15 protein-coding genes and 1 CRISPR repeat array are annotated in these 26,674 nt (G+C 62.7%); of the genes, 3 read left to right on the top strand and 12 right to left on the bottom strand.

The annotated features are described in order from the left end of the window. Positions 1–384: 384 nt before the first annotated feature. A complete protein-coding gene (locus tag IFO71_RS09455) occupies positions 385–1,575 on the bottom strand; it encodes an RICIN domain-containing protein (protein WP_192029389.1) in 1,191 nt (396 codons plus the stop codon). A gap of 509 nt (positions 1,576–2,084) precedes the next feature. On the opposite strand from IFO71_RS09455, the gene IFO71_RS09460 reads away from it, so the two are divergent. After that, positions 2,085–2,981 (top strand): exonuclease/endonuclease/phosphatase family protein, encoded by an 897-nt coding sequence (locus tag IFO71_RS09460; RefSeq protein WP_192029390.1) that lies wholly within the window; start codon positions 2,085–2,087, stop codon positions 2,979–2,981. A 57-nt stretch (positions 2,982–3,038) separates the two neighbouring features. After that, positions 3,039–3,752 carry a hypothetical protein gene (locus tag IFO71_RS09465; protein WP_192029391.1) on the top strand — a complete coding sequence of 238 codons (714 nt, stop codon included), beginning with the start codon at positions 3,039–3,041 and terminating at the stop codon, positions 3,750–3,752. A 34-nt stretch (positions 3,753–3,786) separates the two neighbouring features. Next, positions 3,787–12,305: a CRISPR direct-repeat array (repeat unit 29 nt; unit sequence CGGTTCATCCCCGCGTGTGCGGGGAACGC). 65 nt (positions 12,306–12,370) lie between these two features. Here the strand turns inward: IFO71_RS09465 and cas2e are convergent. The 11 genes from cas2e to IFO71_RS09520 all read right to left on the bottom strand — a co-directional run bounded on the left by cas2e (position 12,371) and on the right by IFO71_RS09520 (position 23,512). Beyond that, positions 12,371–12,670 carry a type I-E CRISPR-associated endoribonuclease Cas2e gene (gene cas2e, locus IFO71_RS09470; RefSeq protein WP_192029392.1) on the bottom strand — a complete coding sequence of 100 codons (300 nt, stop codon included), beginning with the start codon at positions 12,668–12,670 and terminating at the stop codon, positions 12,371–12,373. Continuing rightward, a complete protein-coding gene (gene cas1e, locus IFO71_RS09475) occupies positions 12,670–13,596 on the bottom strand; it encodes a type I-E CRISPR-associated endonuclease Cas1e (protein WP_225444519.1) in 927 nt (308 codons plus the stop codon). Before cas1e ends, cas2e begins: the two co-directional genes overlap by 1 nt. Then, positions 13,596–14,084 carry a PIN domain-containing protein gene (locus IFO71_RS09480; RefSeq protein ID WP_192029393.1) on the bottom strand — a complete coding sequence of 163 codons (489 nt, stop codon included), beginning with the start codon at positions 14,082–14,084 and terminating at the stop codon, positions 13,596–13,598. Before IFO71_RS09480 ends, cas1e begins: the two co-directional genes overlap by 1 nt. Next, entirely contained in the window at positions 14,062–14,403 is a 342-nt protein-coding gene (locus tag IFO71_RS09485) for a type II toxin-antitoxin system prevent-host-death family antitoxin (RefSeq protein ID WP_192029394.1), read from the bottom strand. The genes IFO71_RS09480 and IFO71_RS09485 overlap by 23 nt, the downstream gene beginning before the upstream one ends. A 38-nt stretch (positions 14,404–14,441) precedes the next feature. After that, entirely contained in the window at positions 14,442–15,056 is a 615-nt protein-coding gene (cas6e, locus tag IFO71_RS09490; protein ID WP_192029395.1) for a type I-E CRISPR-associated protein Cas6/Cse3/CasE, read from the bottom strand. Beyond that, positions 15,031–15,699 (bottom strand): type I-E CRISPR-associated protein Cas5/CasD, encoded by a 669-nt coding sequence (gene cas5e, locus IFO71_RS09495; RefSeq protein ID WP_192029396.1) that lies wholly within the window; start codon positions 15,697–15,699, stop codon positions 15,031–15,033. Before cas5e ends, cas6e begins: the two co-directional genes overlap by 26 nt. A gap of 2 nt (positions 15,700–15,701) precedes the next feature. Next, positions 15,702–16,862 (bottom strand): type I-E CRISPR-associated protein Cas7/Cse4/CasC, encoded by a 1,161-nt coding sequence (cas7e, locus tag IFO71_RS09500; RefSeq protein WP_192029397.1) that lies wholly within the window; start codon positions 16,860–16,862, stop codon positions 15,702–15,704. Positions 16,863–16,876: 14 nt separating this feature from the next. Next, on the bottom strand, positions 16,877–17,398 hold the full coding sequence (gene casB / locus IFO71_RS09505) for a type I-E CRISPR-associated protein Cse2/CasB (RefSeq protein ID WP_192029398.1): 522 nt from the start codon (positions 17,396–17,398) through the stop codon (positions 16,877–16,879). Continuing rightward, a complete protein-coding gene (casA, locus tag IFO71_RS09510) occupies positions 17,395–18,948 on the bottom strand; it encodes a type I-E CRISPR-associated protein Cse1/CasA (RefSeq protein ID WP_192029399.1) in 1,554 nt (517 codons plus the stop codon). Before casA ends, casB begins: the two co-directional genes overlap by 4 nt. Then, positions 18,945–21,671, bottom strand: coding sequence for a CRISPR-associated helicase Cas3' (gene cas3 / locus IFO71_RS09515; RefSeq protein WP_332309355.1), 2,727 nt, complete (start codon positions 21,669–21,671; stop codon positions 18,945–18,947). The genes casA and cas3 overlap by 4 nt, the downstream gene beginning before the upstream one ends. Positions 21,672–23,257: 1,586 nt before the next feature. Further along, positions 23,258–23,512, bottom strand: a complete 255-nt coding sequence (locus IFO71_RS09520) for a hypothetical protein (protein ID WP_192029401.1) — start codon at positions 23,510–23,512, stop codon at positions 23,258–23,260. 339 nt (positions 23,513–23,851) lie between these two features. Between IFO71_RS09520 and acnD the strand changes: the two genes are divergently transcribed. Beyond that, positions 23,852–26,449 carry a Fe/S-dependent 2-methylisocitrate dehydratase AcnD gene (gene acnD, locus IFO71_RS09525; protein WP_192029402.1) on the top strand — a complete coding sequence of 866 codons (2,598 nt, stop codon included), beginning with the start codon at positions 23,852–23,854 and terminating at the stop codon, positions 26,447–26,449. The last annotated feature ends 225 nt before the right edge of the window (positions 26,450–26,674 follow it).

The raw sequence follows: 26,674 nt of genomic DNA on the forward strand, positions 1-26,674 counted from the left end.
TGAGGGGGACGCTCACTTAGCAGGTTCGCCCCTCTCCCCTCGCGGGAGAGGGGTTGGGGTGAGGGGGACGCTCACTTCGCAGGTTCGCCCCCTCTCCCCCGGCCTCGCCTCGCAAAACCACAGCGAGCTTGAACCGAAGCGAGTTAAAGCCCCTCTCCCCTCGCGGGAGAGACCGATGCGCACTGACAACGCGCGCCCGCTGGTGCCCCGGAACTCCCTCCCCGATGTTCGGGGAGGGCTGGGGTGGGGTTAGGGAGCCGATCTTCTCCTGCCCAGGGGTCTCGCGAAGCGAGGTTCCTGGGTAGGGGTTGGGGTGAGGGGGATTTTCAGCCAGATCAAACTGCCGCCACCCCGACAGAGCCAGAGGAATCTCTTCCTGCCTGATTAGCCGCCAGTTGAAAACGTCCAGCGCTGGCTGTCGTGAGGCGTGGACTGTTCGTGAGCTATCACATTGTCATCATCCAGTTCCATCACCGTATTGTTGTTCTTGATCTGATTCCATTTGAACAGAAACAGCGTGTTCGAACCCTTCGACAGCACAATATCCCACAGCTGGTTGTAGGGATCGTTGCTGTTGAAAGGAGCCAGCTCCAATTGCTCATCTTCGCCTTTGTACGTGATGCAATTGCCGGGATCCGAATTCGGGCTGATCATGTAACCGCCCTGCGGAATGGCCGAATTGGGATTGAACACCGGGGTGAACACCCACTGCTGCGTCGGTTGCGTGGGATCCGTGATGGAGGTGGTGACTTCAGTGCTGTTCGCGGAAATAGACCTCTTGTTGTTATCCACGGATGTAATGATGTAGTACGCCGAACCCTGCACCGAGTTTGGCATCGTCTTGGCGCGCTTCTCCGCGATGATGTTGTCGTTCAAGGTTTCGATCACTAGATTTAGCGGCGTTTGGATCTGAATATCGTCCGGGAACTCCAGCGTTGCCCTCGCCTGGTTTGGGTTCACCGTGGTGCTAAGGGTGAAACTCATATCGCCGTTGTCCGGCTGTTCCACCGTGATCGATACATTCTGACTAACACTGCTGGAATTGACGATATCGATCTTGGTCGGAAACACGGTGAACTGGATCGATTCCGTGGTGCTGGGCAAACCGACCGAGAACTGGGTGCCGCTGTTGCCCACCAGCACGCCTTCCAGATTCAACAGACTGGCATTCAGAGTGCGATTGCTTGAGCTTGGTGTCGGATAGACACTCACGCCGACGTTGCCGCCATCCTCGTATTGCTGGAACAGATTCTGCACGTCCACGGAATCCGATGCAGGCAATACCTGCACCACATCACATTGAATTCCGTGCTCCGTATTACTGATAAACGAAAGGTTGGCCATCGTGGACGTGGTGGTGTTGTTCAGCGTAACCACCGGATTACCCACCTCCCCCTGGGCAAAAAGCGTGATGGCACCGCTACCATCGACTTCCTCCGCTATCCGATGGATGCTCGATGGTCGCTTCCCGGTCTTCTTGTCTGCCAGGGCGCCAAGCAACACGGGCAAAACCAGTGACACCGCGCTGGTGGCGAAGGACCAGAAGTTGGACTTGTCTTTTTCGATCTTGATCATGACTGAAAGCCTTATTCCATGTTATGAGAAACGAATAATCGATCAATGGCCGTCTGCGAAAGCAACGAAACAATCAATCCCAACACGACCCTTGGCACAGACCTGCGAATCGACGCCGCACGGCAGCGCGAGAATTTGAAACCACAATCGACAGGCGCGCTAACGTTGCGTTCAATCTACGCGGCGGTACCCGTTCTACGCTTTATCCACGCTCCTGGCAATTGAAAAGCCGGTCACGTTTGCGAGTTTGGCAGTCCGTCCAGCTGTTTAACGCCATATCGAGCGGAATGAGCGTTTCGAGAAGCTTCCGCCACCTTGATCGCGGCACAATTGAAATCATCCTCATCTCATGGATTGATCAGCAACGATCAAGCGAAACGCGGTGTATGGTGGCGTGCTGAAGAGCACAGCAATGCAAAGCCAACGAGTCGCCTTGGCCAAACGTTGTCGGCGTTGTTGTACGCTCAAGGTAGTAGTCGTGTTGCGCTGGCAAGCCCACTGGAGGTGACATGCGTGTGCTTAGAGTTGCTTTGTGGTCTGTATTGATACTGCTGCCTTTCCCCGCCTATTCCGATTTCGATGTCTGGTCTTTGAATGCTTATCACCTTGGCTACAACAAGCGCTCAATCGACGGCTATCGACAAGCCAAGTATGCGTATCTCAATGCCAACTACCTGTGCGGCGCCCAAGCCCCCGTGATCACGCTGGTGCAGGAAGTGATGGCACAAGCGGAAGCGGCCGAGATCTGTCCACCGCCGGCGGTCTATACGGTGCACCCGCAAAGTGCCCAGAACCCGCCTTGGAATCTGCGCGGTTTCAACAGCTACCGGGAAGGCTACGCACTGATCATCCAGAACGCCACGGCCACTGCTGGCCACCAAGTGGTGTGTTATTTCAACGCCGATCAACGATTCACTTTGCAACCCAAGGATTTCATCCGACCTCCGGATATCGCCTTGATCCGCAACGTGGCCACCAATACCAAGACCTGGGTCGTCAATTTCCACGCACTGTTTGGCGCCATCGGCAACCGCCGTCAAGAAGTGGTGCGGCTGGGCAACATAGTTGCGCAACTGAAAGCACTGGTCGCCGCGGACTGCAGCAACATCGCAGTTTCCCGAGTGCTTGTGCTGGGTGATTGGAACCTACCGGCAACCGATCAGGCGATCGCCGATTTCTTCACTGCAGCGGGGTTCACTCAGCCGCAAATACAACCGAACGGGGCCGATCAACTAACGACGGTAAACCGGGCCGGCCAACTTGCCAGCAGTTACGATCACTTCGTCTGGGATGCCGGTGAAATGGACGTTACCTTTGATCAGATCTACACCCCACCGGAAGGTTACCTGCAATACTTCAAGAACACCTCGGATCATCTCGGCGTGCGCGCCAACGTGACCGACTAAAGTGCATGTATTCGTATCCGATATCAGATCGGCGATGCGAGAGCGAGAGGGCAGCAAATGAAAGCGATGCTTCTATCGATTGCGGTAGTGTTGCTGGCGGGCTGCCAGCTAGCCCAGGAAAGGCAACACGGCGGCGACCCGCCAACCGGTGGATTCCGCGCTGACCTCGACAAGATCATCAAGAACATCGCGACCAAGCGCTGTCGCGATGATGGCGTCGACAACGATGAACTCACCTATGGCAACGACCTTCTGGTTGGCGGCTACTACGTCCAGGATGGCGAGATCATCGATGCGATTCTGGACATCGATATGGATTCGGTGATTGTGGATGTTGGGTCGCAAACGGTCACCATGAACATCACCTTCAGCGATCAGCCAACGGCGCCATTGGGCAACTACCAGTTGTTCCTGCCACTCACGCCCTATGTGGTGCTGACGAACAGCAATACGCCTGTGCCATCTCAACCCACCCCGGTAAAAGTGGCATTCACTCAACCCACCCAGTCGTACCAGCCACGTCAGACCATCAAGATCGAAACGCAAAGTGGCGATGCACCTGCTGGTTTGACCACTCTCTGGATTGCCTCCCCGATCAGCGGCCCGTCACCGCAGGCAGTGCAAGTGTCCGACGCGGATGCGACAGCCGCCTTCAACTGCACCAACCTCGCTTCAATTACCGTCAGCGTATTCGCCCCCGAAGGCTCATTCAATGGCAGCGTAAAGATTGGCCCGGGCACGCAACCGGTGATCGTATTGTCGCCGGAGTAGAACTGACATTGTTCACCCCGTAATTCGGGTTCGCCGGTTCATCCCCGCGTGTGCGGGGAACGCTCGACATGGCCGCTTGAATTCAGCGCGACGATCGGTTCATCCCCGCGTGTGCGGGGAACGCGATGTGCTTAACAAACGACTCCAGCTCATCCGCGGTTCATCCCCGCGTGTGCGGGGAACGCGCAGCCCGATGGATCTGAAGTGCACTCAAAGGCGGTTCATCCCCGCGTGTGCGGGGAACGCCACTGACAAGCCCCCGTCCCTCTCGCGGAACGCGGTTCATCCCCGCGTGTGCGGGGAACGCTGATGCACCCGGGCGCATGGATCGAGGCGTGCCGGTTCATCCCCGCGTGTGCGGGGAACGCGCGGACGCGCTAAGCGTTGAGATCGGGCCGATCACGGTTCATCCCCGCGTGTGCGGGGAACGCGGCTGCAGGAGATTGCGCGCCGTGAGGAGCGGCGGTTCATCCCCGCGTGTGCGGGGAACGCGCGGACGCGCTAAGCGTTGAGATCGGGCCGATCACGGTTCATCCCCGCGTGTGCGGGGAACGCGTTCCATCGAGCGCTGAGCCTTGGCTATGGGCCGGTTCATCCCCGCGTGTGCGGGGAACGCGCTGGCCAGTAGATCGCCGGCGGTCTGGCCGTTCGGTTCATCCCCGCGTGTGCGGGGAACGCGTCACCACGTCAGACGAATTGCTCTGCGATTGCGGTTCATCCCCGCGTGTGCGGGGAACGCGATGAGCTGCCGGTTGATGTTAACGGCATCGCCGGTTCATCCCCGCGTGTGCGGGGAACGCGTCGGATGAGCATGTGCATGATGCCCATTCGAACGGTTCATCCCCGCGTGTGCGGGGAACGCGCTCCAAGCTGCGCGCAGGCGTCAGCGAACGACGGTTCATCCCCGCGTGTGCGGGGAACGCAACTCCTGTGCAGGGTGGAATTTCGATTGATCCGGTTCATCCCCGCGTGTGCGGGGAACGCCCTTTCAGCACCACCGGCACCCTCACCCATTCCGGTTCATCCCCGCGTGTGCGGGGAACGCGAGTTCGGTATCACTCCGGCCGCGGAGGTCGACGGTTCATCCCCGCGTGTGCGGGGAACGCGCTGGGGTGAAGCACAACGCGCAGAACATGGACGGTTCATCCCCGCGTGTGCGGGGAACGCTGCGGACCAGTTTTCGCCCTGCTCCTGTGCGCCGGTTCATCCCCGCGTGTGCGGGGAACGCTGCTGAGCGCTGTGAGCCTGGAACCCTGAAATCGGTTCATCCCCGCGTGTGCGGGGAACGCGGCATTTGCGTGATCAACACACAGCGAATGCCCGGTTCATCCCCGCGTGTGCGGGGAACGCCACCACATCCGGCGTAGCAGCCGAGTTGAGCGCGGTTCATCCCCGCGTGTGCGGGGAACGCGCCATGCGTCGAAATCAGGGACAGGTAGATCAACGGTTCATCCCCGCGTGTGCGGGGAACGCACCCGTGTGGACTGGTAGCTGCCCTTGCCAGCCGGTTCATCCCCGCGTGTGCGGGGAACGCTATTGCTCTGAGTCGATACGCCACTGGCCCAGCGGTTCATCCCCGCGTGTGCGGGGAACGCGCGGATCACACCGGCCACAAAGCAGCTATCTACGGTTCATCCCCGCGTGTGCGGGGAACGTGCCGAAACGAAGCGTTCAGTTTGAACCCTGACCGGTTCATCCCCGCGTGTGCGGGGAACGCGACCCTGGGCATCTTGATGACGCCGGGCATGTCGGTTCATCCCCGCGTGTGCGGGGAACGCGGCTAGTTCCGCAAATGCTCAATACGCGCGACCGGTTCATCCCCGCGTGTGCGGGGAACGCGTCGAATGCGCCGCCGATGTCAGCCGTCACTGCGGTTCATCCCCGCGTGTGCGGGGAACGCTTCCAGCCAATCATGTTGGTGTCGGATTGGTACGGTTCATCCCCGCGTGTGCGGGGAACGCGAGAACTACGGGCTCGCCGTGATGGCGGCGGGCGGTTCATCCCCGCGTGTGCGGGGAACGCGGTCTGCCGGTTGTAGTTCACTGAGCGCCAAACGGTTCATCCCCGCGTGTGCGGGGAACGCTACAGGACAGCGCCCGACGGAAGTTCCTCCCACTGGTTCATCCCCGCGTGTGCGGGGAACGCCCCTTCGATCCCTGATTGAGCAGAGGTATGAGCGGTTCATCCCCGCGTGTGCGGGGAACGCTGAGCCCCGCGGCGCCCGGGCTTAACGAAGGCCGGTTCATCCCCGCGTGTGCGGGGAACGCGTAGCATTCGTGCAACAACTTCGATCCGTCGGCGGTTCATCCCCGCGTGTGCGGGGAACGCGCGCTTTCTGATCCTTGGTTATTGCTGCGGATGGGTTCATCCCCGCGTGTGCGGGGAACGCTACCGCAAAGAGTGGAACGAACAGGTGCAGGCCGGTTCATCCCCGCGTGTGCGGGGAACGCCCTGGATACTCGCTGTACCGCGGACTGAGTCCCGGTTCATCCCCGCGTGTGCGGGGAACGCGCGCGATCAAGCAGCCGGGCCAGTAGTCCAGCCGGTTCATCCCCGCGTGTGCGGGGAACGCGCTCAAGTGCCGCGAGGATCGGTGCGGAAAGTCGGTTCATCCCCGCGTGTGCGGGGAACGCGTCGGCGTTCGTACACGTCTGCAGCAGACAGACGGTTCATCCCCGCGTGTGCGGGGAACGCCACCAAGCCGCCTGAGATGTTCAACACAGCGACGGTTCATCCCCGCGTGTGCGGGGAACGCTCGCCCCAACCGATCACCTGCACCACAAACCGCGGTTCATCCCCGCGTGTGCGGGGAACGCCCGATGGGGTCAGCTACACCCTCGACAGCATGCGGTTCATCCCCGCGTGTGCGGGGAACGCGTTAAGGCAGTGGCATTACCATTGTCAAACGTCGGTTCATCCCCGCGTGTGCGGGGAACGCTAGGTCGGAGTCCTCGATATAGACGTCGCGGCCGGTTCATCCCCGCGTGTGCGGGGAACGCCGTGGCGGGTACCAGTGACAGCTCACCGCCGACGGTTCATCCCCGCGTGTGCGGGGAACGCCACGCTGGCGGTGACCACGACCGACGGCCGCACGGTTCATCCCCGCGTGTGCGGGGAACGCTTCGTTATGGCCGTCAAGTTCGGTTCCGACATCGGTTCATCCCCGCGTGTGCGGGGAACGCGCTGGGCGCGACTGTTTACCAATCCGGCGAGCCGGTTCATCCCCGCGTGTGCGGGGAACGCTCCTGGGCCGCCTGCTTCCAGCGCAGCACTTCCGGTTCATCCCCGCGTGTGCGGGGAACGCGTAGTGTTCGGCCGAACCTCGATGCCGAGTTTCGGTTCATCCCCGCGTGTGCGGGGAACGCTTGCGCCGAGTTCTGATGACAGACGTCGACAACGGTTCATCCCCGCGTGTGCGGGGAACGCACCACTGCGAGCGCATAAATGGCAAACACCAGCGGTTCATCCCCGCGTGTGCGGGGAACGCGAGCGCATCAGCTTCGGCGCCACTACTACCGGCGGTTCATCCCCGCGTGTGCGGGGAACGCTGATTGATGGCGGGTCGTACGGCATCGCGAAACGGTTCATCCCCGCGTGTGCGGGGAACGCATGCCGCAGGACGACGTGTTTCACGTCCCTGGCGGTTCATCCCCGCGTGTGCGGGGAACGCGAACAAAAAATACGAGTCTAGGTAGCTCCAGTCGGTTCATCCCCGCGTGTGCGGGGAACGCCGCATGCCATCCATGCGCGCCTGAAGCCAGGCCGGTTCATCCCCGCGTGTGCGGGGAACGCGTTCAAGCAGACCTGGCGGGAGCGGGTTACGCCGGTTCATCCCCGCGTGTGCGGGGAACGCCCCCATCACTTGGGTGGATGACGGCAACCACTCGGTTCATCCCCGCGTGTGCGGGGAACGCTAGGTGCTCGTGCGTTTTTCCAATCCTGGGAACGGTTCATCCCCGCGTGTGCGGGGAACGCCGAAATGCACTCGCCAATTTCTAACGCGAACTCGGTTCATCCCCGCGTGTGCGGGGAACGTGTTTGGGTTCTCCCAACGCTTATCGCCGCGAACGGTTCATCCCCGCGTGTGCGGGGAACGCGCGCAGGTTCCAGATGAAGTTGTGCGTGTACTCGGTTCATCCCCGCGTGTGCGGGGAACGCTGATCCAGCGTGATCGTTGTTCCCTGCCGAGCCGGTTCATCCCCGCGTGTGCGGGGAACGCTCCCGAGAGCGGCGCAAGAGCTGCAACAATATCGGTTCATCCCCGCGTGTGCGGGGAACGCTCTGGATAGCAGAAAACACGGTGATTGATTGTCCGGTTCATCCCCGCGTGTGCGGGGAACGCCCACGCACAGTCGCCAGCCAGCGGGCACCTGACGGTTCATCCCCGCGTGTGCGGGGAACGCCTTCCAGGGCTTCCCGCTCTTTTGACTCACGCCGGTTCATCCCCGCGTGTGCGGGGAACGCTCATGCTCACTCATGGGGGCTCTCCGGCTGGTCGGTTCATCCCCGCGTGTGCGGGGAACGCGCCACCCAACGACCGCGGCGGATCATCTCGGTCGGTTCATCCCCGCGTGTGCGGGGAACGCCGCGCCTCGGCACGATCGGCGATCATCGCGTGCGGTTCATCCCCGCGTGTGCGGGGAACGCATCTACTGCTGCCACGTGAAGGACCGAATCAACGGTTCATCCCCGCGTGTGCGGGGAACGCGCCACTGCGGTCCAGGGATCACGAAGAATTCGCCGGTTCATCCCCGCGTGTGCGGGGAACGCCTCTCGGTTGGCGTTGTAGCCAATGCCCCCAGCGGTTCATCCCCGCGTGTGCGGGGAACGCAGCTGTTTCATCTCCTCCACCGTGCGCAACGTCGGTTCATCCCCGCGTGTGCGGGGAACGCGCGAGGCGTTCCGTATGGCTTGCCGCATCCCTCGGTTCATCCCCGCGTGTGCGGGGAACGCGTTCCCGGTTGGGTCAGTGATGCGGCGCAGGCCGGTTCATCCCCGCGTGTGCGGGGAACGCGGAATAATTAGTCTGTCCCGTTGGCCCGCAAGCGGTTCATCCCCGCGTGTGCGGGGAACGCGTCGCGATTCCGCTGCCGAGCTTTACGCTCTACGGTTCATCCCCGCGTGTGCGGGGAACGCGCAAGAGGTCATTGACCGGGTCAAAGCGGGTGCGGTTCATCCCCGCGTGTGCGGGGAACGCGCTAGTGATGCCGTCGGCGTGGTTCTCGATCACGGTTCATCCCCGCGTGTGCGGGGAACGCGCCGGCTCAACATCGCGGCCCCAGTCAAGCGCCGGTTCATCCCCGCGTGTGCGGGGAACGCGGTCAGCAACCCGTCCATGTCTTCTCCCAGCCCGGTTCATCCCCGCGTGTGCGGGGAACGCTTTATCTGTGCCGCCCTTAGGCGGAAAAAACGCGGTTCATCCCCGCGTGTGCGGGGAACGCCCAGGGAGGCGAGCGGGGGAGGCGTGCAGGGGCGGTTCATCCCCGCGTGTGCGGGGAACGCGTGGCCCGATTGACCCGGATGTTACGCAGCACCGGTTCATCCCCGCGTGTGCGGGGAACGCGACGTTCTGACGGATGTCGGCAGCGGTGAGCGCGGTTCATCCCCGCGTGTGCGGGGAACGCCCGACCGTGCCGCGGATATAGCCGTAGTGGTTCGGTTCATCCCCGCGTGTGCGGGGAACGCGCCCGCCGCGAGGGCGACATCAACGGCCAAGACGGTTCATCCCCGCGTGTGCGGGGAACGCGGCCCAACAGCCTACACCCCGGGGTCAACCGTCGGTTCATCCCCGCGTGTGCGGGGAACGCGCGGAAATAGCGGCTTTCGACACGCCGGCTGCCGGTTCATCCCCGCGTGTGCGGGGAACGCTGAAGGCGAAGAACCTGGCGCATCGTTTCCGACGGTTCATCCCCGCGTGTGCGGGGAACGCGTCCGGCGGCGGATCGCCACTCGGCGCAAGAGCCGGTTCATCCCCGCGTGTGCGGGGAACGCGGTATCGAGCCGCGAGCGCTGCGACTCCAGCGGGTTCATCCCCGCGTGTGCGGGGAACGCGGCAGCAGCAGCCCTGCTCTGAACGCGTTGCCCGGTTCATCCCCGCGTGTGCGGGGAACGCGATGGATGTGCGAATTGGAGCGTGAAGGGTGCCGGTTCATCCCCGCGTGTGCGGGGAACGCTACCGCCGGCAGCGTGCCGGCCTATCTATGGGCGGTTCATCCCCGCGTGTGCGGGGAACGCTGATAGTCGTTGCATTGCGATTCCTATAGAGACGGTTCATCCCCGCGTGTGCGGGGAACGCGCTGACTAGGCAAAGCGGTCTACGTTTGTTAACGGTTCATCCCCGCGTGTGCGGGGAACGCATCCGGCCCGGTGACCGGCGTCAACGTCGTGCCGGTTCATCCCCGCGTGTGCGGGGAACGCGCGGTGAGCGCAGTTCTCAGGGACTACGACGACGGTTCATCCCCGCGTGTGCGGGGAACGCAAACCGATCACGTGGGGCTGCGTGAGTTGGTTCGGTTCATCCCCGCGTGTGCGGGGAACGCATCTGCATATCTGGATCGAACGCCCATCCATACGGTTCATCCCCGCGTGTGCGGGGAACGCCGTCAATCGCGAACGTACGCGACTCGCCGCGCCGGTTCATCCCCGCGTGTGCGGGGAACGCTGCGGCGTCGCCTCTGCTGACTATCTGCTGATCGGTTCATCCCCGCGTGTGCGGGGAACGCTGCTGGCGTCGCGAGAGCACCAAGCGGTGATCCGGTTCATCCCCGCGTGTGCGGGGAACGCACCAAAACCGCCACCGACGACGGGGCCGGCAACGGTTCATCCCCGCGTGTGCGGGGAACGCGTGATGCCAATCGCCCAATGCAATGAAACAGTCGGTTCATCCCCGCGTGTGCGGGGAACGCCATCGCCTTGGCGCGGAACTGATCGACCGACCAGCCGGTTCATCCCCGCGTGTGCGGGGAACGCGTCACTTCCTGATGGTACCCAAGCCAAGCACACGGTTCATCCCCGCGTGTGCGGGGAACGCGCATGGAGAGGCGCCGCAGAACCCGCGGGCGTCGGTTCATCCCCGCGTGTGCGGGGAACGCAGCTTTGTTAAGTGTCCCGTTGGACAAGTAGACGGTTCATCCCCGCGTGTGCGGGGAACGCCCGCGCGAGCCGGTTGATGTTAACGGCATCGCCGGTTCATCCCCGCGTGTGCGGGGAACGCTCGTTGAAGGTGCACGAAGGCGCAGAGAGCGGCGGTTCATCCCCGCGTGTGCGGGGAACGCTAGCGCGCAGTGGCAGCCGTCGCGCTCAAGTTCGGTTCATCCCCGCGTGTGCGGGGAACGCGTGCGCGGGGGCAGCTGGTCGAGTTCTTCGCACGGTTCATCCCCGCGTGTGCGGGGAACGCTCCTCTTCGAGTCTCGCCGTTTCGTCGGCCAACGGTTCATCCCCGCGTGTGCGGGGAACGCGTCCTGGGGATCAGTCCGCAGCAGGCCGAAGAAGGTTCATCCCCGCGTGTGCGGGGAACGCGTCCACTGGCTGATCGCAGCACTGAGCTGGGCCGGTTCATCCCCGCGTGTGCGGGGAACGCGCACATGCCGCTGATCACTTCGCGAAAATCGTCGGTTCATCCCCGCGTGTGCGGGGAACGCGTTTCACGTGGAAGCACCACAGTGATGACTTTCGGTTCATCCCCGCGTGTGCGGGGAACGCCCCTTGGCACTGGTTCGCCGCGATTCGGCAATCCGGTTCATCCCCGCGTGTGCGGGGAACGCGGAGCCGGATTCGCGCCGACGCTCGACCGGCGCGGTTCATCCCCGCGTGTGCGGGGAACGCACCTACGCCAAGCGTTTAGCGCTCGCCCGGTTCATCCCCGCGTGTGCGGGGAACGCGTCGGGCGCTGTTGGTGACGTGCCGGTTTTGATGGTTCATCCCCGCGTGTGCGGGGAACGCCAGTGGTGGGACTTCGTGAGCTATCACCCGAACGGTTCATCCCCGCGTGTGCGGGGAACGCGTGTCGCCAACAGCTTCGGAATATCGCGATCAGCGGTTCATCCCCGCGTGTGCGGGGAACGCCCTTGCGGCTGGAACCGCATTGCCGTGGTGGACGGTTCATCCCCGCGTGTGCGGGGAACGCGTCAAATGCGCCTGGGTGGCGTGGCAAGCGGCCGGTTCATCCCCGCGTGTGCGGGGAACGCGGTGCGTAATCAGGACGCAACCAAGAAGCCGGCGGTTCATCCCCGCGTGTGCGGGGAACGCGCGTCAGTTTTCGTGCTTGGGTTCGGTTTTGGCGGTTCATCCCCGCGTGTGCGGGGAACGCCCGAAAGCAAGCATTCACGGTCTACAACACGCGCGGTTCATCCCCGCGTGTGCGGGGAACGCTGGGGCATGACTGGCGTCACCGTGGTGAATGTCGGTTCATCCCCGCGTGTGCGGGGAACGCTCGGCCAGAACGCCAGTTAGCGCGGCGTTGGGCGGTTCATCCCCGCGTGTGCGGGGAACGCCGCCGGAAAAGTTGGCGCGGTGGCTTGTTGATCGGTTCATCCCCGCGTGTGCGGGGAACGCACTTCTTCCAACTCGCTGTTTATCCTACGAAAAAGCAGCGACTGAAATTCTACCAACCTGAACTGTCAAAGATCGGCCGGGTCGGGCGGCTTGAAGGCCACCAGCCGGAGTCCGTCGTAATCCACGGGTTCGCGACGGTTGGTACCCAATGTCTGGAAGTCGTATCCGGATTCGCACTTGCTCGACCATGCCATCACCACGCTGCCGTCTTCGTGCCCGGCATCAAGCTGTTGCCAGATCATCTCACGGACACGGCGGCTAACGTTGCCAACATAGACCCCGGCGCGCACTTCCAGCAGCCAGATGGCGAGTCTTCCGCGCAGGCGAGGCGGTACGTTCTCGGTCACCACAACCAGAAACGTCATCAGCGACTCCGATGCCCCACATCGCCCGGACCGGTCGGGTTCGGTATGGCCGGCGGCACAGATTCTGGCGGGGCAGCTGGCGGGCTGATGCCTCCAGCTGCCAGCACATCCTCGATCAACGGGATGATTCGTCCAAGCAATTTGTCGGATCGGAACAAGTCTCGACAGGCGAGGCGGATTTGGCGCTCAGGCTCTGCAGGGATACTGGCGGCGATGCGAAAGGCCAGCGGAACCACAGTCTCGAACTTGAAGAGATCGGCGATATCGTAGACGAAGGACAGCGGCTTGCCCGTGTGGATGAACCCTACAGCTGGCGCGTATCCGGCAGCCAGCACCGCCGCTTCGGTGATGCCATACAGGCACGACGTGGCAGCCGACAGACAGCGATTTGGCATGTCGGCAACATCCCATTGGTTGCGGTCGTAGTTGCGCGCCTTCCAATTGACGCGATGCTTCTGCGCCATCAATTTGTAGGTGGCGCGCACCCGAGCGCCTTCGATGCCGCGAAGCTGCTCCACACTGCGCCGCGCCGGCGCCGGTTCACCGAAGCGCACCTCATACATTTTGCGCACCACCTTCAAACGAAGCTCGTCGTCCAGCGCCAGCTTGGCCTGATACAGCAGCCGGTCGGCGCGCGCCCCACCCGGCTGGCCGCTCGAGTACAAACGCACGCCCGATTCGCCGACCCAAACCAGCAATGTGCCCACCACAGCAGCCAGATTCACCGCGGCGTGAGAGATGCGTGTGCCCGGTTCGAGCATGATGCAGGCCACCGAACCGACCGGAATGTGCTTACGCACACCATTTCTATCGACCACCACGAAGGCGCCATCGAGCACGTCGATCTGCCCGTACCGGACAAAGATCATCGAAATGCGGTCTTTCATCGGCAGGGGCTTGAGCGGTGGCAGCAGTGGCGTGGTCATCAGATCTCTTCCGCCAGCCTCAGCGTGTCTTGAATCAGCTGTGGCGAGAGGAAATAGCCACTGCCGTGTACCCGGGTCGAGCAGGGGGCGACCTGTGGGACCAGTCCGGCACGCTTGGCCAACACCAACGTGCCGCAGGTACCAATGTGGGGAATACGCAGGTGCGCCGCCGCTCGTCTTCCCCGCTGCTCATCGATCAGCAATGAACCTTCGAGTCGCAGCGCCAGCGCGATCGCCTTCTTCTCGCCGGGGTCGAGCGACAGGGCAATGAGTTCGTCGGCAAGCGCCTCATCCTCGCAGACTTCGAGCACGCCTTTCTCGCAGGCTCGGAGGATGGATGCGGACCCCGCCGTGGCCGCCCGTTCGACGCACTCGTGAATCACAGTTCGGGGGACCAGCACTCGCCCCCACAGGGCTACCGGCCACGGCAGGCCATCGAGCCCCGCCAAGGCGATCAGCGGTCCGCTATCGGCGACGATGATCCGCATCGAAGGCTTTGAGTTCAACGTCGAGTTCGCCCGCTTCATAGCGCACCACCGGCACCTGGTGGCTGGCGCAGGCTGCGAAGAACTCCGCCAGCGACAAGCCGGCTAGCTTCGCCGCCTGCCCCTGAGTGACAACACCCTCGTCGAACAGACGCACCGCCAGTGAGACCATCACTCCCTGCTCAAGCAGCTTCTGGTCGAACGGCAGGGCCACAATCACCGGCCGACCATGCTTGGTCATCAGCGCGAGATGGCCCGCCTCGGCGCCCTTGATCAGCTCGCCAGTGCGGTCGCGAAGGTCTCGAACGGTGTAGGTTTCCATGGCTTGGCTCCTATGTGCCCACATGTGATGGCACAAATCTATCGACACCTTGCGAGGCTCAAGAGGCCACACCCGAATGCTTTGCCTGGGCCAATGCCGTCGATAGTGGCGCGGGCGAGTTTGGTCACATCATTTACCTGCAATCGCCCCTCGAAGCACACCTTCAGAACGCTGATGCGTGTATCGCCCTTAGGGCTACGCATCAACTCGCTTCCGGTCGCCAAGGCCGCCTCCACAAAGAAGCCACGGCGCTCGCCCTGACGTGCAAGCCATGCAAGCTGCGCGTCCTCAGACATCAGACCGAGACGCTTTCCATTGCGGGTGACGTTGGGGTTGGCGAACAGCCGGAAGCGCAGTCGCTCTCTATCTTGGATCCACCGCTCGGGATGCCACTCGCGGACCTCCGCCTCACCCTTCAGATAACTGTGAATGGATGAGAGTGCCGACCAATCGCCTGCCACCTGGGTCTGCACTAGTACAACGGGCTCGCTCCAGGTGGTTACCGGCTCAGCACGCCAGAGGATTCGGGGCGGGGTCTGCGCCTCATCACGAACGAAAGCGCGTACCAAGGTCCGATGCATCTCATAAGGATCGGCCAAGTCGCGCCGCGCCTGGGCGCTGCGCGGGTCAAGCCGCAGTCGGGTCAGGTACATGGGCCGCTCCCGTGAAGAACTGTTCAGACTTGACGAAGCGCGGGCCGAAGCGCCGCTCAGCGAATGGCGCAATCGGTTGGTCAAGACGCACGCTGCCCTCGCTGGCGTGTTCCAGCAGCACCCGCCGTGGCGATTCGGGCAAGGCACCGGAGAGCAGACACGGCCACCGACGCAGCGCTTCCTCCAGCGTTTCCTCGCGCACAGCATCAGGCAGATGGATCGGCAGAGAAGGAACGAAACTCTTGCGCCCCAACGCGAGCGGCCACACCGGGCGGGCCAACGCAACATGGATGCTGGCGAGCAGATGGGCATCACCCTCCAGGCCAACCAGAAATACCGCATCGGCCAGGAAGAAGCGCGGACTGACCACCGTACGCTCGGCATCAACCTTCCCGGCAGCGTTGACCACACCGGTAGCGGTCTGATAATCGCGCATCGGTACGCCTTCGCGGTCGACCCGAACGCCCATACGCAGCGCCGCCAGATCTGCCACCTGCTCGGCCCGATCACGTCCCAACGCAGCGCAGATCAAACCGAGTACGCCTGATTTGGAGGGCTCCAGTTGCGTATCGCGTTCGTCGAAACGACTGGTGGTGCCCCAGGACTGCATCGGCCCCTGCAGGCGCAGCAGCAAGGTGGCCATGCTCACCCCTCCAGCGCAGCGGCGGCCAGCGCTCGTGTCCGTTGCGCCAGAGCGTCCAGATTGCTGGTGGCCTCGCCCTTGTCAGCCGGCCAGCGACCGGTCAGATCGAGCGTCAGCCATTGGTCTTCGGGCGCCGCATAGACACCGGCGAGCTTGGCTTCATAGGCTGCGAGTCGCTCGACCGACTGCTCAGTGAGGGCAAGGTCAGAACGCGGCAGCACCGGCTTCTCGAACGCATTGGCCAGACTCAGCGGCGTCGCATGGCGCAGGCACACGCCGATGAACTCGGGCGGGTTGTGCGCGGCGAAGCTGTTCTGCTTGCCGCTGGGGATAGCCAGAGCCAACGCGCGAGTAAACGCCTCGACTGCTGCCAGGGTCAGATCACGGTCGTTCAGATTGCTCCGCAGCTTGTGTAGATCGAGCACCGCATAGCGATAGAGGGTGGCCGAGTTGAACTCAACTTGGCCGATCATGCCGGCGCCGGTTTCGCCGGCATCGCCCTTGTCGTCAACCGCGGTGAAGTAGTCGAACTCCCGCTCAACGCGGTGGGTGCTGATGGCGTGGGCGACCTGGCAGGCGGCATCCTGATTCACTGCCGGCAAGTCGGCCAGCATGCGGCCGAACAGGGCGACATCGACAGCCTTACTGCGCCCAAGGATGTCTTTTAGCTCATCCTTGAAGTCTGCTGACACATCCGAACGTTTTATCTTTTTCTTCTCCGCCAACTCCTTGAGCTTGTTCGCGTGCTTCGTCACCAGTGCTTTCATCGCGTCCACCTCGGTAGCCGAGACGAACAACAGGTAAGACAGGACAGGAGCAGACTTCTCCTCTTTATCGCCTCCAGAATCCTCATCCTTCTTATCCTTCGACTTGAGCGCTTGCTTTACGATCTCGTTGAACTTTGCCGGCTCGTCCAATCCCGCTGCTTTGAGCTCGTCGAATAACACGCGGTCGAGGTGACGCGTCCTCACTCCCAGATCGGCTGCGGACACAAGCCCAGACGATTTGAATCGATCTCTAATCGCTTTCTTCTGACATTGGCTGCTCTGCCTTGCCCGACGATGGCCACCGAAGATCGCGTCTTTGGGGGCACCAGTATCATCTCGGTTGAGGTTGGAAGGGGCGAAGTTCTGGATCAGGTGGTATTCGAGGAATGCGCTCATAGTCAATCGTTCCTTCATTCGTCGTCGGTGGTTTCGGTGGCGGTCTGGGCAGCCCGGTAGAAGTCGCGTGCCCACGACTGGCGCAGGCGACTGGGGTCGGCATGAGGGCTCATCCAGTGTTTGAGGTCATCGAGCAGGCGTGCGTAGTTGCAACCGATGCCATCAGCCGCGAGCAAGCTCACTGCTTGTCGCAAGTACTCGACAATATTCTCTGCGTCGGCGCCAAGTAGCGCGATGAAACGCCCTTCGATGCTGGCACTGTCGCGACACTGAAACAGTTCTCCCAGGGCCGCAGCAAAACTCTGCTCAGCCTGCTGCGGATGGCGGGCGAACAGGCCCGCCACCGCGTAAAGGGCCAGACGCCGCGCGTCGCGTTCGTGCACCGCGTTGCTGGCAAAGCGCTCGACGTACGGAAACGCCCTCGGATCGCTGCCCGGCGCAAACGCCAGGCTGTGACGTAATGCTGCCAAGGCACCGCGGTCCCGCTCTCTGAGGCCCTGCAGGTAAGCGATGAACTGTTCGGAATGTGCGCTCACGACGCAGCCTCCTTGTGGGGCGAGAGGGATTCGGAAAGTGTGGCGTGCTTTTTCACCAAGCTCTGAAAGCGCGGCCAGTAGCGAGCATCGGCGCGCGCCGCGCGTGGTGAGTTGCCGAGCCCCGCCAGCACCTGTTGCCAGGCATCCATGGCAGCACTGCGCAATACGCCGCGCCACTGCCTCGAGGCCGACTCGAACTCGCCCTCGCCGATCTGTTGCAACACCGCAGGCAAGCTGCGTTCGGCGCTAGCGAAATACGTCGTGTTAAGCGGCCCCGCCTCGACCAAGCTGCGTGCGCGGGCGCGTGTGTCCTTGCTCGACGGGTCGGGCAGAGTATCGGCCAGCAGGCCGGTCGCCAATCGCTTCAGTTCTGCGAACAATGACTCGGCATCCGCTACCCTCTCGCGCAAAAACAACCCTTTCTCGGCTTCCAACAACAGGGCTGTGGGAAGCACGAGTCGTTCAGAACGCCAGCGCAATAGTTTGCCCTTATTGCTGGCCAGGCCAGCGACCAACAAGGGTTGATAGATCTGCTCGAACGCGTTCAGTGCTTGGTGCAGCCCGAGAGCAAACTGCACAACGGCGGCAGCCTGAACGCCCTCTCCGGTACTCGGCACCAGGGCCGGCAAGTCACGCCAGAGCACCCGACCATCGCCGAAGGTAAGGCGCACCAGTCCGTTGCTACCGGCACGGAAACTGGCCATCGGGTCTGGCGCCTGGGCATCCTCGCCGAGTGCCATGCCCGCAGCGAAGTGCAGGCAACGGACACCACCATCCTCCTCGCGGCATAGCAGCACCGCGCGGCTCAACCGTGTGTAGCGATCATTCGGGCCGCTGGCCAGTGTCGGCTCACCACGCAGCGCAGCGATGCTAAGCGAATCCCGCTCCCAGTTCGGCAAGTCTGGCTGATGGCCCTCGCGCGGGGCCGAATGCAGAGCGAGGAGCAATGTACGCGCGAGTGAATGGCCTGTCGGCAACACAGCGGCCGTATTGGTCAGAGGCCCCGCCTTCTCCGAGCTCTTCAGCTTCTTGCCCGGGAAGAATCCGCCTGGTACGAACTGAAGATATCCAAGCAAGGATCTGAGAACGCTTGCCGGGTTCCATGGACCCTGCGCGTATATCTCTTGGTTGAACATCTCAGGGCCATAGAACTGCTCCAGCGCTACCGTGTTAACGGGGTACAACGCCCTTGTTTCTTCGCAAGTAGCTAGCGCCGCCACCTGCATGAACGGATGCTCGGGGTGAAAAAGCCAGAAACGTTCGCGCCAATGCTCCAGGTAGGTGCGGATTTCAGCCAGAGGCAGTCCTTCCCGATACCAGCGCGCCCGATCCTTGTCGCGCCAATCACCAAACGCGGCAGCCAGCGCCCGATGAGTAATCGCAAGCAACAGTCGGTACTCGGCTACCAGACTGGGTGGAGCTGTCTCGGCCAGGCCGACGATCTCGCCGCTACGTGCGAAGGTCTCCAGCAGTCCCAACTCCATCACCCGCCCATCGGCCAGGCGCACGGGCAGCCAGGGCTCGTCCAACAGACAGAAGTCCTTGCTCATGCCCCCTCCTTGTTCGCGCCATCGGCGGGCTCGTAGACCAGCCCGAGTTTGTCATCCAAGCGCAGGTGTACGCCGTCCTGCGCATACCTGCCCTGCTGCAAAGGCAACGGATAACAGTTGCGCAGCGCAGGATGCTGGAACGCCAGCGGTACCACCGCACACTTGAGGCGCTTGACCAGCCAAGTACGCGAGACCTTCAACTGGCGGTCGTGGAGTCGGCGCGCCAGCCCGTCCGGCAACGGCTGGTCGGGCGAGAAGGGCTCTTCGTCCCGACGCAGGCACCAGCCGCCGTCGACCACCTCCAGCGGGATCAAGGTGATCGATTCACGGCCCAGCCGGGTCCTGTTCTCCAGCCCCGTGCCTTCGCCTTCCTCGTTGCCGCGCGGCCTGTGCAAATAGGCGGACTGCGGTTCCTCGGTCGGGTCGATAGCGATGTGCTGTGCCGCCAACCGCTCGTTCTTCACCTTGGCTAAGTACTCGCCGTACGACCCGACCTCGATACGTTCACGAGCGGCCGCTTCCAGATCGTCAGGCAGGGGAGCGTCGCTGTACACGGCCTGCACCAGGCGGTCGATGTCGCCGGGCAGATCGAGCACTGCCTCGTCCCGAAGCAGCGCCCAGGTACGCAGCAGGATATAGGCGTCGTAGACATATCCCCAAGCGGTGTCCTTGAGTTCGGGTAGCACTTCGCGATTGAGCCCGGCTACCCACAGTCGCGCCTGCCGATGTCGCGCTGGCCTGCAGCGCTCGTGGCGATGCAGGCGGCCAGCGCGCTGCAGCAAGAGGTCCACCGGCGCGAGATCGCTCAGCATGAAGTCGAAGTCGATGTCGAGCGACTGCTCGGCCACCTGGGTAGCGATCAGCAAGGCGCGCGCCGGTCGCTCGCCTCCAGTGCCAAAGGAAGCCAGCACTTGGCGTTCGCATGCGGCTCGCTCATCGGCGGGAAATCGCGCATGGAACAGCTGCAGGTCCGCCGCATCGCCCAGGCGGTCACGAAGGTGAAGATAGAGTCTCTGCGCCCGGTCGACCGTATTGACGATCAACGCGCCGCAACCGCCGCCAGCGAGCTGCTCGATGGCGACATCGGCGAGCGATTCCACGCCTTCTGCGACGCTCGACAAATGGACCGGCGCCAGCGGTCTGGCGGCGAAGCGCTCACCGCGCACACCACCGTTGTCCGCCAGCAGCAGGCGAGGGTAATCGAGTTCGGGAAGCTCAAACTCGCCCACACCCCAAGCACGCAACAGCTCGTTGCGCCGCGCCTGTGGCAAGGTCGCGCTCATCAGTACGACCGAGCAACCGAGCGCTCGCAGCCAGCGCAACAGGACGACGATCAAGCCGTTGGTGTAGGTGTCGTAGGCGTGCACCTCGTCGAGCACCACCACCCGATTGGCTAGCCCCCACAGCCGAACGAAGTGGTGCTTGACGTTGAGTACAGCGAACAAGGCCTGGTCAATGGTACCGACACCGTAGGGCGACAACAGCGGTCGCTTGCGCTGGGCAAACCAGGCGGACGCAGACAGACTCTCTTGCGGATCGTTGGCAATGCCTCGAAGGTGCCGAATTTCTTCGTTCATTCCGGCGCCACCGTGCACCAGCTGCACGTCCAAAGGGCCGCTGGCAAATTGCCTCAGGAAGGTCAGTGCACGTCGAAACAGCGCGTTACCAGTGGCCTGGGTCGGAAGGGCCAAATACAACCCGCGATGACTATTCGCCGCCTGCAATCGCAAGTAAGCGAGAAACGCCAGTTCTGTCTTGCCTTCACCCATCGGCGCTTCGACCAACAGCAGCGCTGGCCCCTTCACGCCGTGGAGCAGCGCATCACCGACCTGTTGCAGAGGGCGAACACTGGACGCGGCATGGCCCATGATGCGTGCCAGCAGCCGGTCCGTATCGGAGGGGCTATCGAGGAGGATGAAAGCCTTGGACCAGCCGATCTCTTCCAATGCTCGTGCCGCACGATTGCGAGCATCGGCATAGTAGGCTGTGAGGTCGTCGTGTCGCTCGCCGAGCGGGAACCACTCTGGATTCGATGCGATCCAGTCAGCGGCACTCGTCATACCGGCAAGCCAGTTCACTTCCGGCAAGCTGAGCTCGTCACGGGTTGGGATGCCTATCGGTGACAAGACATTCCAATAGGTCCGAAGAATCGCGTGTCTCGCATCTGCCCACGGACGTGGTTCGCCTCGCGGCACCGCCATGTTCACTTCGTCTAGGAGGAAGTGGTATCCGTGGTGGGCACTGATGGCTTGGACGGCATGGCGCACCCAGCCCGCCTCGGTGGCCGACACTGTTGTCAGCGGCTTTCCGAGAAGTGCAGCCGTCGCGCAGGAGTGCGCCTCTACGCTACAAGCGATAGGAGGAAAAGCGAGTCCTGCATCCTCGTCGCCTTGCATTCCCTCCGGCCATTTCGCCTGAAACCCAGGTATCGCCTTGCCGAAGTCGTGAAGTCCGGCAATCGCCGCCAACCATCTGGTTACCACATCGACTGGAAGGCCAAATCGAGTACTTGCCCAGCCCGTGCTGGTTTTCGGTTCGATCTCGAGCATCGTTTCGACGACGGCCGCGACGTCCAGGAGATGGGCGAGTAGCCCATGACCGGTGGTTTCCCCGCTCTTCGCCCAAAGTACGCGTGCCGCAGTAGGCAGTTGCGAAAAGCGCAGCGTTGGAATCGACTCGTCCATTGCCACTCCCGGTCGGGCTGCCACAACGGCGGCTTGCATTACTGAGCCCAGTAGATGACTGAAAGTCGAGTCCCTTCGCGTCTCAAATTCTGAGACGGGCTCGCAAGTTGAAATACTTCACTCCGTGCGGAACGTTTTTCGCGTCCACTCATTAACCTCTCCACCATTCGTTCGACGAGACGAGCGCCTTCACCCATCACTTCACCGCAAGGTCGCTGAATCGGGTCCCATTGGCGCCGTGACCATGTCGCGACCCGACCTACACAGAGATCGAGAGCCCATGCGACTGATTAAAGACAGATTGCAGATACATGGCCTCTTTGCTTGATTGAGCTCAACTGATCGAGTAGTTATGCCCTTCATACCCCGGGTCGCCATTCAATCTGCCAGCAGGACTGATAGAACTTGGCGCCGTTCGCCCCCCAATTGCCGATGCAAGTGAGCTTCCGCACATTCGTTGAAATGGCAGCCGTCGCACTCGTGTTTGACGTAAGTTGCAATCAGACCTCCCTCGACTGGATGCAGGCTGAGTTGAGAGAGCAGTCCAGGCGCAACGGGTAGCGCGTTGCGACTCAATCCGGTCGGGAAACTGGCCGGAGGAAAGCCCAGCTTGGTCAAGAAATCCAACGAGATTCGGCCCGGATTCAAGAAAACCTGATCTCGAGCGAAAGAAACGAGCGCGCGCTGTTGAGGCTCGCTTCGACAAGCTCAGCGAGCACAATGGCCACAGCACCCGACAATGTTCAAGGCAGTAGAGATTGGCCCGCTTGGAATGCAGGATCGTCTTGAGGTCGCTGGGTGAGATCTGCTCCACGTGACCGACTGCGCCCCCTTGCGCTGCGCCTCACCAAACGCCTTTCTTTGTACACCTGCGTCGTGCGATGTGGAACGGTGTGCTGGGAGGAAATAGTTCACACCTCGCTGTTTGACGCATAACCAAAGCAATCGAGGCTTGCGGTGTTGGCGCATGAGTGGCCTGCCCCCCCCCCAACCCCGAGCAACCTGCACGAGCACGAAGTCCATCAAGCAGAGCGCGCGCTGTTGAGGCTCGCTTCGACAAGCTCAGCGAGCGCAATGGCCACAGCACCCGACAATGCACGCAAGGCGCCACCACGCGCGAAGACAGCGCTTGTTGACTCCCCGCAAAAGGCAGCGGAACGCGTTGCTTGTCCCGAGCGCGCGCTGTTGAGGCTCGCTTCGACACGCTCAGCGAGTGCAATGGCCACAGCACCCGACGATGCACGCAAGGCGCCACCACGCGCAAAGGCAACGCTTGTTGACTCCCCGCAATAGGCAGCGGAGCGCGTTGCTAGTCCAGAGCGCGCGCTGTTGAGGCTCGCTTCGACAAGCTCAGCGAGCGCATCCGGCAGCGGTGCGCGCCGACTGAGGCCCGCGCCAATCTGGGGTCGGGGCGACCATGACACGCAGGGGAAAGTATGGCGGCAGAGTCGTTTGCCGCCGACGTAGCCATGAAAATCGGATCCGACCCCATTGTTCATCCGCCGGTCGTTGCTGTGCGGTCATGAGAGACACGCGGGAGGGACATCGCCTCGACCTGCCGCGGGCGCGAGCCTTGACGGCGGCGCCCCACGGCCGCCACGTTAGCGGCATGGCCATCCCAATTCCTACTCGCCGACCGAGCGCCAGCGCGCCGCCTGCACCGCAAGTGCCGGCGCAATCCGCGCGGGAGCGCATTCTCCGCGCACTGCAGCGTGGGCGGCGTGGGCAGGCGCTGCGCGCGCTCGCTGAGCATGCTCGATCGGGCAGGAACACTCGCGCTCGCTGAGCACGTCGCCGCAGAAGCCGAGCGGCAGGGCTTCCAAACCGCTGATCGGCGTCGCGGCACTCGCCGTGCATCGATCCTGCGGCACCGAAGACATGGATCGGGGCGTTGCGGTCGATCCCCGGCGGCAGTGGGTGGCACTGCAGAACGCTCTGGATGCAGTCGGATTGCAGACCGAGCTGCGGCTGCCGGCGGGTATCCGGGAAACTGGGCCGCTGGCCGAGGGGCTCGCAGGATGACGTTGGGCGCCGGAGTCGTCGATAATGGGTGGCTTAGCTGGCCGGCGACGCGCGTTAGGGAAGCTTTGAACGAGCCGTCGTTCTGGTGAGTTGGGATCCATGGTGTTCGCTTTCACTGGATCCCGGCTTGCGCCCGGATGACGGCGTAGCGTTGCGCGAGGCCGGCTGTCGCGTTCATCAGCCATAGGACTCCGCCCATGAACCACGCCCATCGCAAGCCCTTGCCCGGCACTTCGCTGGATTACTTCGATACCCGCGCGGCGGTGGAGGCGCTAAGGCCGGGGGCGTATGACCGGCTGTCGTATACCGCTCGCGTGCATGCGGAGAATTTGCTGCGGCGTTGTGACCCGGCGATTCTGGATGAGTGTCTGAGCCAGTTGATCGAGCATCGGCGCGATCGCGATTTCCCTTGGTTTCCGGCCCGCGTGGTGTGCCACGACATTCTCGGACAAACCGCCCTGGTCGATCTGGCTGGGCTGCGCGATGCGATTGCCGATCAGGGCGGCGATCCGGCGGCGGTCAATCCGGTGGTGCCGGTGCAGCTGATCGTCGATCATTCATTGGCGGTCGAATGTGGTGGTTATGTGCCGGAAGCATTCGAGAAGAATCGGGCGATCGAAGATCGGCGCAACGAGGATCGCTTCCACTTCATCGACTGGACCAAGCTGGCGTTCAAGAATGTCGATGTGATTCCGCCCGGCAACGGCATCATGCATCAGATCAATCTGGAGCGAATGAGCCCGGTGATCGGCGTTCAGGACGGGGTGGCGTACCCGGATACCTGCGTCGGCACCGATAGCCACACACCGCACGTCGATGCCCTGGGCGTGATCGCGGTGGGCGTGGGCGGGCTGGAAGCGGAGAACGTGATGCTGGGGCGCGCTTCGTGGATGCGGCTGCCGGAGATCGTCGGCGTCGAGCTGAAGGGCCGGCCGGCGCCGGGCATCACCGCCACCGATATCGTGCTGTCGCTGACCGAGTTCCTGCGCAAGCAAAAGGTGGTGGGCGCGTATCTTGAGTTCCGTGGCGAGGGCGCGGCGTCGCTCACCCTGGGCGACCGGGCAACGATATCCAATATGGCGCCGGAGTACGGCGCCACGGCGGCGCTGTTCTTTATCGATCAACAGACCCTGGACTATCTGCGCTTAACTGGTCGTTCAGATGAGCAGGTAAAACTCGTCGAGACCTATGCCAAGACCGCCGGTCTATGGGCCGATGCGCTGAGCAATGCACGCTACGACCGCGTGCTGGAGTTCGATCTTTCCAGCGTGGTGCGCACCATGGCAGGGCCGTCGAATCCGCATGCCCGCGTGGCCACCAGCGAGCTGGCGGATAAGGGCATTGCCAAAGCCTGGAGTGAAACCGAAGGCCAGATGCCGGATGGCGCGGTGATCATCGCGGCGATTACCAGCTGCACCAATACCTCCAATCCGCGCAATGTGATTGCTGCCGGCCTGTTGGCTCGCAATGCCAATCGACTGGGCTTGTCGCGCAAACCATGGGTGAAGAGCTCGCTGGCGCCGGGTTCGAAAGCGGTGGCCCTGTATCTGCAAGAGGCCGGGCTGAAGTCGGAGCTGGAACAGCTTGGCTTTGGCATTGTCGCCTTCGCTTGTACTACCTGTAACGGCATGAGCGGCGCGCTCGATCCGGCTATCCAGCAGGAGATCATCGAACGCGATCTGTACGCCACCGCGGTACTCAGTGGCAATCGCAATTTCGATGGCCGCATCCACCCCTATGCCAAGCAGGCCTTCCTCGCCTCGCCGCCGCTGGTGGTGGCCTACGCCATTGCCGGCACGATTCGCTTCGATATCGAGAAGGATGCGCTGGGCCATGACGCCGATGGCAAACCGATCACCCTGAAGGATATCTGGCCCAGCGACGCCGAGATCGATGCCATCGTGAAATCGTCGGTAAAGCCCGAGCAGTTTCGTCGGGTGTACGACCCGATGTTCACAATCAAGGTGGAACACGGCGCTAAGGCCAGCCCACTGTACGACTGGCGGCCGCAGAGCACCTATATCCGCCGCCCGCCGTACTGGGAAGGCGCACTGGCCAAACCGCGCACCATGACCGGCATGCGACCGCTGGCGGTGCTGGGCGACAACATCACCACCGATCATCTGTCGCCATCAAACGCCATCATGGCCAGCAGTGCGGCCGGTGAATACCTGGCCAGGATGGGCCTGCCGGAAGAAGACTTCAATTCCTACGCCACCCATCGCGGCGATCACCTCACCGCGCAGCGTGCGACCTTTGCCAATCCGAAACTGTTCAACGAAATGGTGCGTAATGAGGATGGCAGTGTGCGCCAGGGCTCACTGGCCCGGGTGGAACCGGAAGGCAAGGTGATGCGCATGTGGGAGGCGATCGAAACCTATATGGAACGCGGCCAGCCGCTGATCATCGTCGCCGGCGCCGACTACGGCCAGGGCAGCTCGCGCGACTGGGCGGCCAAGGGCGTGCGCCTGGCTGGTGTCGAGGCGATCGTCGCCGAAGGCTTCGAACGCATCCATCGCACCAACCTGATCGGCATGGGCGTGCTGCCGCTGGAGTTCAAACCGGGTGTTAATCGCAACACGCTGGGTTTGGACGGCAGCGAGACCTATGACGTGATTGGCGAACGCACCCCGCGCGCCGATCTCACCCTGGTAATTCATCGCAGCAATGGCGAGCGGGTGGAAACGATTGTCACCTGCAGGCTGGATACCGCCGAGGAAGTATCGATTTACGAGGCCGGCGGTGTGCTGCAGCGGTTTGCGCAGGATTTCTTGGAGTCGAGCAAGGCGGCGTGATGTTGGGTTTCTCCTCCCTCATCCTGCGTTCCTTTCCCCCGCACCCCAACCTTGCTCGGTGCGAAACTACTGCCCCTCACCCCAACCCCTCTCCCTCCGCGGTAGAGGGGCTCTAAATCCGGACTTGCTTATGTTGTAGAGCGTGAAGCGATACGCTTTGAAAGCCCCTCTCCCCTGGAGGGGTGAGGGGCTTTCGAGCAGCACGAACTGCGAGCCGCCGAACGC

This window comes from Pseudomarimonas arenosa (assembly GCF_014841215.1).
GTDB classification, from domain to species: domain Bacteria; phylum Pseudomonadota; class Gammaproteobacteria; order Xanthomonadales; family Xanthomonadaceae; genus Pseudomarimonas; species Pseudomarimonas arenosa.